Below are 13,905 nucleotides of genomic sequence, written 5' to 3' on the forward strand. Positions count from 1 at the left end.
CTCCCCCTGAATCCCTCCCCCACCTCCGACAGGAGAGTGCGATGCCAGCGTCAGCGTTCCTCCCCCGCACCATCGCCCTGACCGCCGCCACGCTGCTCGCGGCCACCGCGGCCGTCCCCGCGGCCGTCGCCGCCGAGCCGGTCACCCCCGGCGCCTCCTACAAGGCCACGCACGACACCCTCGGTCCCCAGCGCCTGACCCCGGCCCAGCAGAGACTGAGCGCCGCCAAGCAGACCGAGGCGGCGAGAGCCTACGACAGACCGACCACCCGGGCCGCACTCGCGGGCTACAAGCTCTCCGGCGGCCTCCACCAGTCGCAGAGGACCTCCTACTGGTGCGGCCCCGCCGCCCTCGTGATCACCCAGTCCGCCCACGACGAGATCGCGGGCCGGTCGCAGCAGGACGCCGCGACCCTCCTGAAGACGACCAGCAACGGCACCGCCTGGTACGGCATCAACATCAACGTGCCCAACCCGACCGGCTACCCGATGGCCGACGCCCTCAACTACCGCCTGCCCGGCGCCGGTTACATCCCCAAGGCGCTGCCCTACACGCCGACCGCCACCGACAAGGCGAACTTCAAGCAGCACATCACCCACGACACCGACAACGACTACGCCATCGCGGGCAACGCCTGGGAGGTACCCGGCGGTCCCCACCTCGTCGGTCACCCCAACATCGAGATATTCCACTGGGTCTCGATCGACGGCTACAACACCGACACCGCCGCCGGCCAGGTCAACTACCTCGACCCCGTGGGCGGCGTGAGCACGAGCGTGATCTCCTGGGCGGGCTCCGTACCGAAGTCGGCGCATATCTCGTCCGACACCATCACCACCATCATGGGCGGCCGTGGGTACGTCTGGTAGGGCCCGCCGGCACGGCTCCGGCTCCCCCGTGATCCTGCTGCTGACGGGCGCCCTGCTGGCAGGGTGCTCGTCGACGGGGTCCGCCCCGGAGCCGACCGTCGATCCGACGTCCCCTTCGAGCTCCGCTTCGACGCCCGCGTCGAGGTCCGCCGTGCCGACCGCCCGGCCCTCGGCCGCGCCGAGCACCCTCGCCGCCGCCTGTGAGGTGCGGCTGCCCGCCGCCTGGCGCTCCGCGCTCGACAAGGGCGCGTTGCGGACGCCGGCCGACGAACGGCCGGTCCTCACGGACACCGGCCCCGGCTGGACCGCCGTCCAGCTCACCGGCGCGGGGCACCGGCGCGCCGCCCTGGTGCTCGGGGGCGGCGCCCCGCGCACCCTGCTCACCCTCGCGGACCCCGTCGAGCACCAGCTGCTCGCCGCCGACTTCGACGGCCGGCGGTGGGCCGCGTTCGCCGTCCTGGAGGGGCGGACCCTCGACAGCCCATGGAGCCTGTACGTCTGGGACGCCACGACCGGGAGGGCCGAGCGCCTGGCCCGGGCCGTCCTCCCCGGCCCGCTGCCCCAGCCCGTCGTCCGCGCCGGAACGGTCCACTGGGCCCAGGGCGTCGGTGGCGGAAAGGCCACCGTGTACGCGGCCCCGGCCGCGGGCGGTGCCCCGCGCGCCCTGCACACCGGCGTGCTGGACGCGCCGTTCGCCGCCGGCGACCTGCTGGTCTGGCGCGAGTCGACGGGCTCCGGAACACGGCTGACCGCGATCTCCCTCACGGGCGGGGGGCCGAACCGGGGAGAAGGCACGGGCGAGAGAGCGCGGGAGGACACGAGGGAGGACACGGCGGGGAGGGCGGCACCCGTCGCGCTGCCCGCTCCCCTGGCCGCGCTCCGGGACATCCGGTCCGTCGTCTCCGACGGGACGACCTGGGCGTGGGTGGCGGGCGAGGCCGAGCCCCGGCTGATGGTGTGGCGGAAGGGGGACGCGCGGCCGACCGCCGCCGTGACCACGTCCCCGGCGGTGGACGGCATGGACCAGCTCCGGATCAGCGGCCGTCTCGTCACCTGGCGCACCCCGGAGACGTCCTATGCGCTGGACCTCGGCTCGGGCTCGTATGCGCGGATCACGCCGGCGTACGGATACGCGCAGGCCAGGGGCGGTGCACTGGCCGTCGCGTACAGCGTGGGAAATGCCAAGACGTCAGGCTCCCGACCGGTGATCCAGGTCGTCGACGCCGACCGGCTGCCGGGTCTCTCCGCCTGTGGCAGAAGGTAGCCACCGAGGTTTGGGCGGCTCCCCGTCGCGCCAGAGATGGGACATGTCCACACACGTGTCCGAAGAGGTGCGGGAGGCGCTCCACGAGGGGCGTCCCGTCGTCGCGCTCGAGTCCACGATCATCGCCCACGGTCTGCCGCGGCCGCGCAACCTGGCCGTGGCGACGGAGCTGGAGACGCTGGTACGGGACGAGGGCGCCGTCCCCGCCACGATCGCCGTGGTCGACGGGACGGCCCATATCGGCCTGGACCGGGCCCGGTTGACGCGGATCGCCGAGGATCCGGAGGTACGGAAGCTGGGCCACCGCGATCTGGCGCCCGCGCTCGCGACGGGGGCGACCGGGGCGACGACGGTCTCCGCGACGGCGTGGCTGGCCGACTCGGCAGGCATACGGATCTTCGCGACCGGTGGGCTCGGCGGTGTGCACCGGGAGTGGAGCGAGACGCAGGACGAGTCGGCGGATCTCCGGCTGCTGTCCAGGGTCGGGATCACGGTGGTCTGCGCGGGGGTCAAGTCGATCCTCGACGTGCCGGCGACGCTGCAGCGCCTGGAGACCCTGGGCGTGACGGTGGTGGGGTACGGGACGGAGCACTTCCCCGGCTTCTACCTGGCCTCCTCGGGCGAGCCGGTCGACTGGACGCTGCGGACACCCGAGCAGGTGGCGGGCGTGATACGGGCCCAGGACGAGCTGGGCGAGCCGTACGCCGCACTGGTCGTCGCCAACCCGGTGCCGACCGGCGACCAGTTGGATCCGGAGCTGCACGACCGGGTGCTCGCCCAGGGGCTCGCCGCCGCGAAGGAGAAGGGGATCACGGGCCAGGCCGTGACGCCCTTCCTGCTGGAGTATCTGACGGTGCACACCGACGGGGCGTCGCTGGAGGCCAACCTCGCGGCGGTGCGCGGCAACGTCCGGCTCGCCGCCAGGATCGCGGCGGCGTACCACGGCCCGGCATGACCGGGCTCCTCGTCGTCGGGGACGTGGTCACGGATGTCGTCGCCCGGCACCGGACGCCTCTCGCACCCGCGACCGACACGGCGGCGGTGATCCGTACGCTCCCGGGTGGCGCGGGCGCCAACGCGGCATGCTGGGCGGCGCGTTCGGGGTGCGCGGACGTCCGGCTGCTCGGCCGGGTCGGTACCGAAGCGGCCGACTGGCACACCCGCGCACTGCGCCTGGCAGGGGTGCGGCCCCTGCTGGTCAGGGACCCGCGTGCCGCCACGGCGACGGTGATATCCCTGGTGGACGCGCACGCCGAACGCACCTTCCTCACCGACAGCGGCGCGGCCCTGCGCCTCTCCCCCGCCGACTGGTCCGACGAGCTCCTCCGGGGAGTCGCCCATCTGCATCTGTCCGGCTACCTGTTCTTCGGCGCGACGAGCCGGGAGGCCGCGCTGGGTGCGCTGCGGGGCGCCCGCGCGGCCGGGGTCTCGGTGAGTGTGGACCCGGCCTCCGTGGGGTTCCTGAAGGACCTGGGGGTGGACCGGTTCATGGCGGCGGCGTCCGGGGCGGACGTGCTGTTCCCGAACGCCGACGAAGCCCGGCTGCTGACCGGGTGCGCCGATCCGGTTGCGGCGGCGGAGCGGTTGAGCCGGACGTTCCCGCTGGTGGCCGTCACCCTGGGCGACCGGGGCGCGCTGGTCGCCGAGGCGGGGGCGGTGACGGGCCGGGTCGCGGCTCCGTCGGTCCAACCGGTGGACTCGACCGGGGCAGGTGACGCTTTCGCGGGCGCGTTTCTGGCGGCCCGTCTCGCGGGGGCGGACCCGGTGGCGGCGGCGGAGGCGGGCTGCCGGGCCGGCGCGGAGGCGGTGACGGTGGTGGGCGGCCGGCCGGAGAACGGACGGTCGCAGGACGGGGCTTAGCGTCCGTCTCGTGGGTCACCCTCACCGCCGAGTCCGGTCCAGGCGGGGCGGCGCGGATCGTCGGTGCGTACGACGACGTCGGCGGCCTCGGACGGGCCGACCTCGTTCTCGTACCGCTCGAAGGCGGGCAGGGTCCAGGGCTCCTCGGTGCGGCGTGCGAGGGCGCCGGGTGAGAGCCGCAGATGGACGGTCAGGTCGAACGGGAACCAGTGGCCGAGCAGGAACGGTCCGTGGACCATCAGCACTCCGCCCGGCGGCAGTTCCACGTACGGGCTGCGGGTGGCGCGGTCGATGACGGGGTCCCACAGGTCGGGCAGCACGCGCCCGCTGCCGCCCGCCTCCAGCGGCCCGAACACCTCGCGCCACAGAGCCCCGGTGTCGAACCAGCCGCTGTAGTACGCGTCGGGGTCCTGCTTCCCGTGTTCGTAACGGAGCGAGGCGGGCCGCAGGAAGCCTCCGGTCCCGATGACGAGCACGGAACGACCGCGCAGCCTCAGCGCTTCGGCGATGCGCTCGGCCGTCTCCCCGGTCGGCGCCGCGGGAGGCCCGTCGATGGCGACCTTGAGCCAGTCGCCGCCGTCACCGGGCGCGGCCCCGTCGAGATGACCGGCCAAGATCCCGGCCAGCCGCTCCCATGTGATCGCTTCGAACCGCAACGGCCGTGACCCCCGGTCTCACACCATCAACAGCACCGCGCCGCGCCGCGCCACACAGCACAGCACAGCACAGCACAGCACAGCACAGCACAGCACAGCACAGCACACGATCATTGTCGCCCGCGGTGCCGGGCGAACGCCCCACACGCCGGCTCACCCGGCGGAGGCGGTCACCCCGCGGTCCGCAACGTCCCGCCGTCCCCGCCGTCCCCGAGGTCCGCACCGTCCGTACGGTCGACCCGTCCCTCGGCGATCGCCTCCGCGAGCGTCAGCTCCCCGCCCGCCAGGGCGCGGCAGGTCGCCATGTCCGTCCGCAGCCGTACGTCGGCGTCGCCGGCCGGCCCGTCGCCGTACTCCGGCGGACCGCCCGCTCGCGTCCGTACATGGAACTGGCCTTCGTCCAGCGTCACCTGCACCACCACGTCGGTCTCCGCCCCCTCGCCCTCCCCCTCCAGAGCGCGCAGCAGGGGGATCGCGAACCAGTGGGCCCGTACGGCGTCGGTCGGCCGGGGTTCCCCCAGGGCTGGTGCGCCCCACTCTCCCAGGGCCCGCAGGACGGGCAGCAGGCCGCGGCCCCGCTCGGTGAGTTCGTAGACGTACGCCGAGGCGGGCGGCGGAAGCCGGCGGCGCGTGAGGAGTCCGGCGCCCTCCATGTCCTTGAGGCGGCCGGCCAGCATGTCCGTGCTGACGCCCGGCAGATCGGCGTGCAGGTCGGTGTAGCGGCGCGGCCCGGCGAGGAGTTCACGGACGATCAGCAGGGTCCAACGGTCACCGACGACGTCGAGGGCGCGGGCGGCGGCGCAGTACTGGTCATAGCTTCGGCGGCGTGGCATGCGACGCAGTCTAGACAAGTTGTTGGACTTTCCAAGCTCGGACTTGGTAAAACCAAGCATCAGTACTTCTGGGGAGGTCGTCGCATGGAGTTCCGGCAGTCGAGCAAGCTGAGCGAGGTCTGTTACGAGATCCGTGGCCCGGTCATCGAGCACGCCAACGCCCTGGAGGAGGCGGGCCACAGCGTGCTGCGCCTCAACACGGGCAACCCGGCGCTCTTCGGCTTCGAGGCGCCCGAGGAGATCGTCCAGGACATGATCCGGATGCTTCCGAAGGCCCACGGCTACACCGACTCCCGCGGCATCCTCTCCGCCCGTCGCGCCGTCGCCCAGCGCTACCAGGGCATGGGCCTGCCGGAGGTCGACGTCGACGACGTCTTCCTCGGCAACGGTGTCTCCGAGTTGGTCTCCATGGCCGTTCAGGCGCTCCTGGAGGACGGCGACGAGGTGCTGATCCCCGCTCCCGACTTCCCTCTGTGGACGGCGGTGACCACCCTCGCCGGCGGCAAGGCGGTCCACTACCTCTGCGACGAGTCGGCCGACTGGTACCCCGACCTCGACGACATGGCCGCGAAGATCACCGACCGGACCCGGGCCGTCGTCATCATCAACCCCAACAACCCCACGGGCGCCGTCTATCCGCGCGAGATCGTCGAGGGCATTCTCGACCTCGCCCGCCGCCACCAGCTGATGGTCTTCGCCGACGAGATCTACGACCAGATCGTCTACGACGAGGCCGTCCACTATCCGGCCGCCTCCCTCGCCCCCGACCTGGTCGTCCTCACCTTCGGCGGTCTGTCGAAGACGTACCGGGTGGCGGGCTTCCGCTCGGGCTGGCTGGTCGTCAGCGGCCCCAAGCAGCATGCGAAGAGCTATCTGGAGGGGCTGACGATGCTCGCCTCCATGCGGCTGTGCCCCAACGCCCCCGCGCAGTACGCCATCCAGGCCGCACTCGGCGGTCGGCAGTCGATCCACGAGCTGACCGCGCCGGGCGGCAGGCTGCGCGAGCAGCGCGACAAGGCGTGGGAGAAGCTCAACGAGATCCCCGGCGTCTCGTGTGTGAAGCCGAAGGGCGCGCTCTACGCGTTCCCGCGCCTCGACCCGAAGGTGCACAGGATCCACGACGACGAGAAGTTCGTCCTCGACCTGCTGCTGCGGGAGAAGATCCAGGTGGTGCAGGGCACCGGCTTCAACTGGCCGCGGCCGGACCACTTCCGCATCCTGACCCTGCCGTACGCGGACGACCTCGACGCGGCCATCAGCCGCATCGGCCGCTTCCTGAGCGGCTACAAGCAGTGACACCCCTGAAAACGGGAGCGGGTCCGAGGGCGTAGCCTGCCCCCGGACCCTGTCGATGCCGCTCACATCACACGCCGGCACACTTGAGGACCCGGGTCAGTCGTCATTGCGTCGCGTCCTGCCATTGGACCACCGCCGATCGAAGCTCGGCGGACCAGATTCGAACTGGCATTTCGACGCACCAGGGCCCGGGCCCGGTCGATCCGGCGATGAGCGGCGCATGCTGAGTCTGGAGCAATAGTCTGAGTTTGAGCGCGGCCCTCGTCAGAAGGGCCACGCATTCACGACAAGCCTCATCTTCAGCTTTGCGCTCCTCGCGCACCCCGGCCGTGTTCTGTGGCCGGGGAGTCTTTTATGTCTTCCCGCTACCCGAAGAGGTAGCCGAAGACGGCGTCGCCGACGCGCCGGTCGGTGACCTCGGCGCCGTTCGCCTCCTCACGGGCGAACTTCACCGCCTGCTGCAGCTTCTCCACCCGCTCCAGGAGTTCGTTCACCCGGCGGGCCGGCAGTGCTCCGGAGAACTTGACGGTGGTCCAGTAACCGACCGGCACGTCCTCGTAGTACACCTCGACCTGCGCCGGATGCTTCTCCGTCGCCTCCGCCTTGACGTGGTTGCGCGGCACCTTCTTCGTCCGGACCGTGCGGACGACCTCGGTCTTCCACGCGTCGGTGGACGGGTCCTGGGTCCAGGACTCGGCCGAGTCGAGGACGGGCAGCTTCCGGACGAAGGTGTTGATGTCCGTCAGCTGCTTCTCCAGGAAGAGGAGGTAGGCGACGGGCACCTCGCTCACCAGCACGCGTCCGTCGACCGTGATGTCGGCGCGCGCCTCGCAGTTGGCCCAGTCCTTCGTGGCGGTCACGTCGAACAGCCGGGTCAGCGCCCACGCCGTGTCGCGCAGTACGTCCTCGGCCTTCACCTGCACCAGCGTGGACTCGGGCGGAAGCTGCTCGCCCTCCTCGTCCTTCGGCTGGTACGTACGGGAGATGCCGGCGAGCAGCGCGGGCTTCTGCAGCCCGTGGTGCGCGGCGGTCAGGTCCTGATGCGCCCTGGACTTGACGCCCTTCTCGACTGCGATGATCTGATTGAGTTTCGCCACGTCGGAGAATGTATCCGGCGCGGCCCTTCGGATCGAACGAATTACCGGGCCCCGCAGGGTCGGTGTGCGGTGTGAGGAGTACGCGGGATGGAAACGGCGGTCATAGCCGTGCTCGGCACCCTGCTCGGGTCGGTCGTCACGCACTTCTTCCAGGGCCGTGCCGCCGAGCGCACCGCCGCCCTCACCCGTGCGGAACAGCTGCGCCAGGAACGGATCTCGACGTACAGCGCGTTCGCGGAGGCGGTCGTCGAGTACCGCAGGGCCCAGAACGCCCGCTGGTACCGCAGGAGCGGAAGGCTGGCCGAGCAGTTCCGTGAGGAGTCGTACATCCAGCGGACCACCGCCAGGGCCGCCCTGGTGCGGGTCCAGTTGGTCTGCTCCGACCGGGGGGTCGTCGAACTGGCCCAGGAGACCTTCGAGGTGACGAACTGTATGCACGAGGCGGCGGACGAGGTGGATCGCGACCGACGCTCGGCACGCGCCGTCGAGGCGCTGGCCGCGTTCATCGAGGCCGCCGCTCCGGGCGTGCGCTGAGCGGGGCCGCCGTGGAGCTCGTCGCGCCCGTCGTCGTCGAACCGCTCAAGCGCCGCCGCTGCTCGGAGTGCCGTCAGGGGCCACTGGAGCGGATGATCGTCGAGTTCAACGCACCGGTCTGCCTGGACTGCGCCGACCTCGGCCATCTGGTGTTCCTGCGGCGCGGGGACACGGCGCTCACCCGCCGGGCCCGCGAGGGCAGTTCGCTGTGGGCGGTGGTGGTACGTCACAACCGGCGCCGCACCCGGTACGAACGTCAGGGGCTGCTCGTCGAGGAGGCCGCGCTGATCCGGGCCGAGGCTGCCTGCCTGGCGGACGCGGAGGCACGGGCGCGACGGCGGGCACGGGACGCGGTCCGGCGCACGGCGCGGGACGCGGAGGTCACGGCGGCGCTGGAGGCGGAGATCCTGCGGCTCTTTCCGCGCTGCCCGGTGGAGCGGGCCGCGGAGATCGCGGCGCACGCCTCGCTCAAGGGCAGTGGCCGGGTGGGGCGTACGGCGGCCGGGCGGGCGCTCGACCGTGGCGCGGTCACCGCCGCCGTACGGGCGGCCGTCCGCCATGTCGACACCGAGTACGACGCTCTGCTCATGCGGGGGGTCCCCCGCCACCAGGCCCGGGAAAGGGTGGCACCGGCCATCGAGGCCGTGCTCCGGGCCTGGCTTCGGACGTGAGGCCCGCGGGTCTCAGGCCTCGGTGCCCACGCGGCGTGCGCGGCGGTACAGCAGCGCGCCGCCGAGCAGCAGGGCCGCGCCGGCCGGGACGGCGTAGCCGACCAGGTCCGCGCCCGTGCTCGCGAGCACGGCGGGGCTTCCCTGGGGACCGGGCGCGGGCGCGGGCGCCGGCTCCTCGCCGTCGGTGCTCGGCACCGGCAGGCTCCTCACGGGTGTGTGCGGGTTCGGCGCCTCGGGGCGGCCGGGGCCGTTGACCGAGGTGTTGCCGAAGGCCGGGTTGCCGATGCCGACGACGTTGACCGAGTTGCCGCTGACGTTCACGGGGAGGTGGATCGGCAGCTGGATGCCGTTGCCGGAGAGCACTCCGCCGGAACCCTGCGCATGGCCCTCGGCGGTGGCGCCACCACCGTGGGAACCGCTGCCGTCGGAGCCGCTGCCCGCGTGGGAGCCGCCGCCGCGCGAGCCACCGCCCTGCCCTTCACCGTGCGGGGTTCCCGGCAGGTCCTTGTGCGAGCCGCCGCCGTCCCGGCCCGAGCCGCGACCGTCGGACCCGTCTGAGTTGGCACAGCCGTTCTCAAAGGCCGGGTTGAGCAGTCCGACGACATTGACGGTGTTCCCACAGACATTGACCGGAGCGTGCACCGGCAGTTGAATCGTGTTGCCGGAGATCGCACCCGGCGAATCGACCGCGGCGCCCTGAGCGCCCGCGCCGGCGTGCGCAGCGCCCGCCGAGAGCGCCAGCGCGCCACCCGTGACCATCAGTGTGGCCAGACCACTTCGGCGAATCTGCCTCATGGCTTCCTGCCTTCCGGAGGTTTTCACGGGCATTCGCCCGTACCCGCAATTAACGCGATTCCAACCCACCCGGATCAGGCCACCGGCGCGTTTCACTCCATCGTGTGGGCGGATGTCGAACGCGTGCGACCTCGCTGCGCTAGCGCGCCCTCGTCGGCGGCGCACGTACCGACTCCGCCCGGGCCCACGGCAGGAGCGTCGGTCAGCGGCCGAGGAGGTCGGTGAGAGCCCCGACCGGATCGGGGTCCGGGGTACCGCGGGGCCACCAGTCCTCGCGGTCGGCGTCCGACTCGTAGCCGTACCAGAGGCCGTCGCGGCCGAGGCGGAGCTGGAGCGACCTGGTCGACAGCCGGTTCCGCCAGGGGCGGAAGGACGGGTAGTCGGCGGCGAGCAGGGCGGGCCGGGCCCGGTCGAACGGACCGGCCGGCGGGTCCCAGGGCTCTTCCAGGACGGCGAGGCCGGCCAGGCCGCCCTGGCGCCAGGCGGCGACGGCGCGGGCCAGGTCGGTGGGGGTGCGGTCGAGCGCGTACCCGAGGTCGCGGTAGAGCGCGCGGGTGGACGCGGTGAGGCCGGAGCCCGGGTGGGCGGCGGCCAGCCGGACGGCGTCCTGCCAGGGAGTGAGGGCGGCCACGGGGTCGTGACCGGTGACGAGGAAGGTGTGGGCGCGGGAGGCGGCCTCCGTCGCGAGGAGGTCCAGGGCGAGCGGATCCGGGGCGTGCGGGTCCGGCGGATGGACCGGTGGCCGGCCGGGCTGCGCGGGAACGGGGAGGGGCGGCGGGAGCGGAGGCAGGGGCCGGCTCCCGGCGCTGCCGGGGGCGGTGTCGAGCACGTGGCGGGCCGGGACCGTGGGCAGGAGCGACGTGGCCGTGCTCGCCTCGGCGGCCGACCGCGCCGCGTTGCGGTGGGTCAGCGCGGCGAGGATCTCCTGCTCACCACGGCCTCGCATCAGGAAGAGGACGAAGGGGTCCTCGTCGAGGAGCCTGGCCGACTGGTAGCAGAGCGCGGCGGCGTGCTTGCAGGGGTATCCGTCGTCGGGGCAGGAGCAGTCGGGGATCAGGTCACCGGGCGCGGGCAGCAGGCCCGTGACCGCTTCGAGGGCGTGCGGGACGTCCTTGTCGAGCAGAGCGGCGATGTGGTCGGGCCGGGCCGCCGCTTCGTCGAGGAACCGCTCCCAGTCGTCGTCCCCGAGGGTGCGGAGCCGGATCTCGGTACGGTACGGACGGGGCCGGGTGCCATGGACGTAGGCGACGACACGGCCGGGAGTGACAGTGATCGCGTCGACGTGGCCCCGGCCCGCGTAGGCCTTGCCACGGGCCAGCCGGGCCGCGTCGAGGGCGGTGTCCTCCAGGGCCTCCACCCATGCGTTGCCCCACCAGGTGGCGGCGAAGCGCCCGTCCGGCGCCTCCCGCGGCGCGAGGGGCGGGAACGTCCGGCGTCGGTCGTCGTGGAGCGGACCGGCGTACCGCGCGCCGGCCGGTCGGCGGCCCGTGGCGGGGCGGCGGTTCATGACGGCCTCCTCAGCGACACCAGGTCGGCCAGCTCGCGGTCGGTCAGTTCGGTGAGCGCGGCCTCGCCGGAGCCGAGGACGGCGTCGGCGAGGGCCCGCTTGGCGCGCAGCATCTCGGCGATGCTGTCCTCCACCGTGCCCTCGGCGATCAGCCGGTGGACCTGGACCGGCTGGGTCTGCCCGATGCGGTAGGCCCGGTCGGTGGCCTGCTCCTCGACGGCGGGGTTCCACCAGCGGTCGAAGTGGACGACGTGCCCCGCCCGGGTCAGGTTGAGACCGGTGCCCGCCGCCTTCAGGGACAGCAGGAAGACGGGCACCTCGCCGGACTGGAAACGGTCCACCATCCGCTCGCGCTCGGCCACCGGCGTTCCACCGTGGAGGAGTTGGGCGGGGATCGCCCGGGAGGCCAGGTGATCGGCGAGGAGCCGGGCCATGGAGACGTACTGGGTGAAGACCAGCACGGAGCCGTCCTCGGCGAGGATCGTGTCGAGGAGTTCGTCGAGCAGGGCGAGCTTTCCCGAGCGGCCGGCGAGCCGGGCCGTGCCACCGCCCTTCGCCGTCTGTTCCTTGAGGTACTGGGCGGGGTGGTTGCAGATCTGCTTGAGGGAGGTCAGCAGTTTCATGATGAGGCCACGGCGCGCGATGCCCTCCGCGCCCTCGACCTGCGCCATGGTCTCCCGCACCACCGCCTCGTAGAGCGAGGCCTGTTCGCGGGTGAGGGAAACCGGGTGGTCCGACTCGGTCTTGGGCGGCAGCTCGGGGACGATGCCGGGGTCCGACTTGCGGCGGCGCAGCAGGAAGGGCCGCACGAGGCGGGCGAGCCGCTCCACCGCCTCGTCGTTCTCGATCTCCTCGCTGTTCTCGACGGCGCGGGCGTGGCGGGCGCGGAAGGCCTTGAGCGGCCCGAGGAGGCCGGGGGTGGTCCAGTCGAGCAGGGCCCACAGCTCGGAGAGATTGTTCTCCACGGGAGTGCCGGTGAGGGCGACCCGGGCCGCGGTCGGGATCGTGCGCAGCGCCTTCGCGGTCGCGGAGAAGGGGTTCTTGACGTGCTGGGCCTCGTCGGCGACGACCATCCCCCACTCCAGCGCGGCCAGTTGCGGAGCACTGGTGCGCAGGGTGCCGTACGTGGTGAGGACGAATCCGCCGGTGCCGGAGCCGCCGTCGAGCCCGTCGAGGGAGCGGTCGGCGCCGTGGAAGCGGCGCACGGGGACGCCCGGCGCGAACCGCTGGATCTCCCGCTGCCAGTTGCCGAGCAGGGAGGCGGGACAGACGACCAGGGTGGGTGCCCGGCGGGCGCGGCGCAGGTGGAGGGCGATGAGGGTGACGGTCTTGCCGAGACCCATGTCGTCGGCGAGGCAGCCGCCGAGGCCTAGTGAGGTCATCAGGTCCAGCCAGGCGAGTCCGCGCAGCTGGTAGTCGCGCAGGGTGGCGTCCAGGCCGGCGGGCGGGGCGACCGCCTCCGGACCGGCGACGAGCCGGTCCCGCAGAGTCGCGAGCGCGCCGACGGGCACGGCGCGGACGGTCTCGCCGTCCACCTCGGCCGTGCCGCTGAGGGCGACGGCGAGGGCGTCGACGGGTTCCAGGAGGCCGAGTTCACGCTTGCGGGCCTTGCGGACCAGGTCCGGGTCGACGACCACCCACTGGTCGCGCAGCCGCACGATGGGCCGGTGGGACTCGGCGAGGACGTCCATCTCCCGCTCGGTGAGCGGGTCGCCGTCGAGGGCGAGCTGCCAGTTGAAGCGGAGCAGCTCCTTGCTGTCGAAGAAGGTGGTGCCGTCGGTGGCGGATCCGGGGGCGGCGACGGGCGGCCGGACGACGGCGGAGGCGCTGAGCGAGCGGGCCAGCTCGCGGGGCCAGTGGACGGCGACCCCGGCGTCGGCGAGGCGGGCGGCGGCCGGCCCGAGCAGTTCGTACAGCTCGTCCTCGGTCAGGGCGACGACGTCGGGTACGTCGCGTTCCAGGAGCCTGCCGAGGGGTGGCCAGACGCGCGCCGCGCGGCGCACCGCGAGGACGGCGTCGATGCGGGCGCGCGGCCCGAAGTGCTCGTCGCCGTCGCCAGCCCAGAGAGCCGCGGCGTCGATGACGAGGGTGGGGTCGGCGAGGCTGTGAACCTGGAGGAGGGCGGCGGCCGCCTGCCGCTCGTCGCCGCCCTCCTCGGCGATGTCGAAGAGTTCGTATCCGGCGAGGTCGAGCCGGAGTGAGACCCGGACACCGGCGTCCATGCCGGCCGCTGCCTCGGCCGCCCAGGCACGCGCGCGGGGCAGGTGCTGCGCCGCGCGGGCCGCGAACGGCGCCCCGGCCGCGTGGGCCGCGGCGGGCGTGCGGGGCAGGGTGTCGGCGACCGCGTCGAGGAACGCCCGTACGAGCGCTTCCGGCTCGGGCAGCTGGAGCGGACTTCGGCCGGGGACGGGCACGGCATGGCCTTCGTACGGCATGGCGGCGGCGACGGCCCGCAGGTGGGCGATGTCGTCGGCGTCCAGCGGGCCGGCCCGCCAGGCGTCCAGGTCGTCGGCGGTGAGCCCG

General features: G+C 73.1%; 13 protein-coding genes. 7 read left to right on the plus strand and 6 right to left on the minus strand.

Annotated elements, in window-relative coordinates:
- Nucleotides 1-41 precede the first annotated feature (41 nt).
- From J7E93_RS00955 to J7E93_RS00970, 4 genes are read left to right on the plus strand one after another with little or no spacing between them, the layout of a single operon-like run.
- A complete protein-coding gene (locus tag J7E93_RS00955) occupies nucleotides 42-869 on the plus strand; it encodes a C39 family peptidase (protein WP_251065857.1) in 828 nt (275 codons plus the stop codon).
- Nucleotides 853-2,133, plus strand: a complete 1,281-nt coding sequence (locus J7E93_RS00960) for a hypothetical protein (protein ID WP_308367477.1) — start codon at nucleotides 853-855, stop codon at nucleotides 2,131-2,133. Before J7E93_RS00955 ends, J7E93_RS00960 begins: the two co-directional genes overlap by 17 nt.
- A 43-nt stretch (nucleotides 2,134-2,176) precedes the next feature.
- On the plus strand, nucleotides 2,177-3,088 hold the full coding sequence (locus J7E93_RS00965; RefSeq protein WP_215065201.1) for a pseudouridine-5'-phosphate glycosidase: 912 nt from the start codon (nucleotides 2,177-2,179) through the stop codon (nucleotides 3,086-3,088).
- A complete protein-coding gene (locus J7E93_RS00970) occupies nucleotides 3,085-3,993 on the plus strand; it encodes a carbohydrate kinase family protein (RefSeq protein ID WP_215065203.1) in 909 nt (302 codons plus the stop codon). Before J7E93_RS00965 ends, J7E93_RS00970 begins: the two co-directional genes overlap by 4 nt.
- Here the strand turns inward: J7E93_RS00970 and J7E93_RS00975 are convergent.
- Both J7E93_RS00975 and J7E93_RS00980 read right to left on the minus strand, forming a co-directional pair.
- Nucleotides 3,990-4,649, minus strand: coding sequence for a uridine kinase (locus tag J7E93_RS00975; RefSeq protein WP_215065206.1), 660 nt, complete (start codon nucleotides 4,647-4,649; stop codon nucleotides 3,990-3,992). The genes J7E93_RS00970 and J7E93_RS00975 overlap by 4 nt on opposite strands.
- Before the next feature lie 170 nt (nucleotides 4,650-4,819).
- Nucleotides 4,820-5,482 carry a helix-turn-helix domain-containing protein gene (locus tag J7E93_RS00980; protein ID WP_215065208.1) on the minus strand — a complete coding sequence of 221 codons (663 nt, stop codon included), beginning with the start codon at nucleotides 5,480-5,482 and terminating at the stop codon, nucleotides 4,820-4,822.
- 84 nt (nucleotides 5,483-5,566) lie between these two features.
- Between J7E93_RS00980 and J7E93_RS00985 the strand changes: the two genes are divergently transcribed.
- Nucleotides 5,567-6,778 carry a pyridoxal phosphate-dependent aminotransferase gene (locus J7E93_RS00985; RefSeq protein WP_215065211.1) on the plus strand — a complete coding sequence of 404 codons (1,212 nt, stop codon included), beginning with the start codon at nucleotides 5,567-5,569 and terminating at the stop codon, nucleotides 6,776-6,778.
- A 365-nt stretch (nucleotides 6,779-7,143) separates the two neighbouring features.
- Here J7E93_RS00985 and J7E93_RS00990 read toward each other — a convergent pair whose 3' ends face one another.
- Entirely contained in the window at nucleotides 7,144-7,875 is a 732-nt protein-coding gene (locus tag J7E93_RS00990; protein WP_215065212.1) for a hypothetical protein, read from the minus strand.
- A gap of 87 nt (nucleotides 7,876-7,962) precedes the next feature.
- Between J7E93_RS00990 and J7E93_RS00995 the strand changes: the two genes are divergently transcribed.
- Together J7E93_RS00995 and J7E93_RS01000 are read left to right on the plus strand one after the other, a co-directional pair.
- Nucleotides 7,963-8,409: a hypothetical protein gene (locus tag J7E93_RS00995; protein WP_215065214.1), complete on the plus strand. Its 447-nt coding sequence runs from the start codon at nucleotides 7,963-7,965 to the stop codon at nucleotides 8,407-8,409.
- Between the two features lie 11 nt (nucleotides 8,410-8,420).
- On the plus strand, nucleotides 8,421-9,080 hold the full coding sequence (locus J7E93_RS01000; protein WP_215065216.1) for a DUF2293 domain-containing protein: 660 nt from the start codon (nucleotides 8,421-8,423) through the stop codon (nucleotides 9,078-9,080).
- A 12-nt stretch (nucleotides 9,081-9,092) separates the two neighbouring features.
- Here the strand turns inward: J7E93_RS01000 and J7E93_RS01005 are convergent, their stop codons facing one another.
- The 3 genes from J7E93_RS01005 to J7E93_RS01015 form a co-directional block, all read right to left on the minus strand.
- Complete coding sequence (locus J7E93_RS01005) at nucleotides 9,093-9,875, minus strand: chaplin (RefSeq protein WP_215065217.1); 783 nt, start codon at nucleotides 9,873-9,875, stop codon at nucleotides 9,093-9,095.
- Between the two features lie 202 nt (nucleotides 9,876-10,077).
- On the minus strand, nucleotides 10,078-11,382 hold the full coding sequence (locus J7E93_RS01010; protein ID WP_215065219.1) for an SWIM zinc finger family protein: 1,305 nt from the start codon (nucleotides 11,380-11,382) through the stop codon (nucleotides 10,078-10,080).
- The coding region (locus J7E93_RS01015; RefSeq protein WP_215065221.1) for a DEAD/DEAH box helicase at nucleotides 11,379-13,905 on the minus strand (2,527 nt) is incomplete at its 5' end. The genes J7E93_RS01010 and J7E93_RS01015, both read right to left, overlap by 4 nt.

The organism is Streptomyces sp. ISL-36 (assembly GCF_018614205.1).
GTDB lineage: Bacteria > Actinomycetota > Actinomycetes > Streptomycetales > Streptomycetaceae > Streptomyces.

Excerpts from the sequence above, each read along its gene's own strand:
- J7E93_RS01010 (WP_215065219.1), bottom strand. The coding sequence starts at position 11,382 with ATGAACCGCCGCCCCGCCACGGGCCGCCGACCGGCCGGCGCGCGGTAC.
- J7E93_RS00970 (WP_215065203.1), top strand. The coding sequence starts at position 3,085 with ATGACCGGGCTCCTCGTCGTCGGGGACGTGGTCACGGATGTCGTCGCC.
- J7E93_RS00985 (WP_215065211.1), top strand. The coding sequence starts at position 5,567 with ATGGAGTTCCGGCAGTCGAGCAAGCTGAGCGAGGTCTGTTACGAGATC.
- J7E93_RS00965 (WP_215065201.1), top strand. The coding sequence starts at position 2,177 with ATGTCCACACACGTGTCCGAAGAGGTGCGGGAGGCGCTCCACGAGGGG.
- J7E93_RS00995 (WP_215065214.1), top strand. The coding sequence starts at position 7,963 with ATGGAAACGGCGGTCATAGCCGTGCTCGGCACCCTGCTCGGGTCGGTC.
- J7E93_RS00955 (WP_251065857.1), top strand. The coding sequence starts at position 42 with ATGCCAGCGTCAGCGTTCCTCCCCCGCACCATCGCCCTGACCGCCGCC.
- J7E93_RS01005 (WP_215065217.1), bottom strand. The coding sequence starts at position 9,875 with ATGAGGCAGATTCGCCGAAGTGGTCTGGCCACACTGATGGTCACGGGT.
- J7E93_RS00980 (WP_215065208.1), bottom strand. The coding sequence starts at position 5,482 with ATGCCACGCCGCCGAAGCTATGACCAGTACTGCGCCGCCGCCCGCGCC.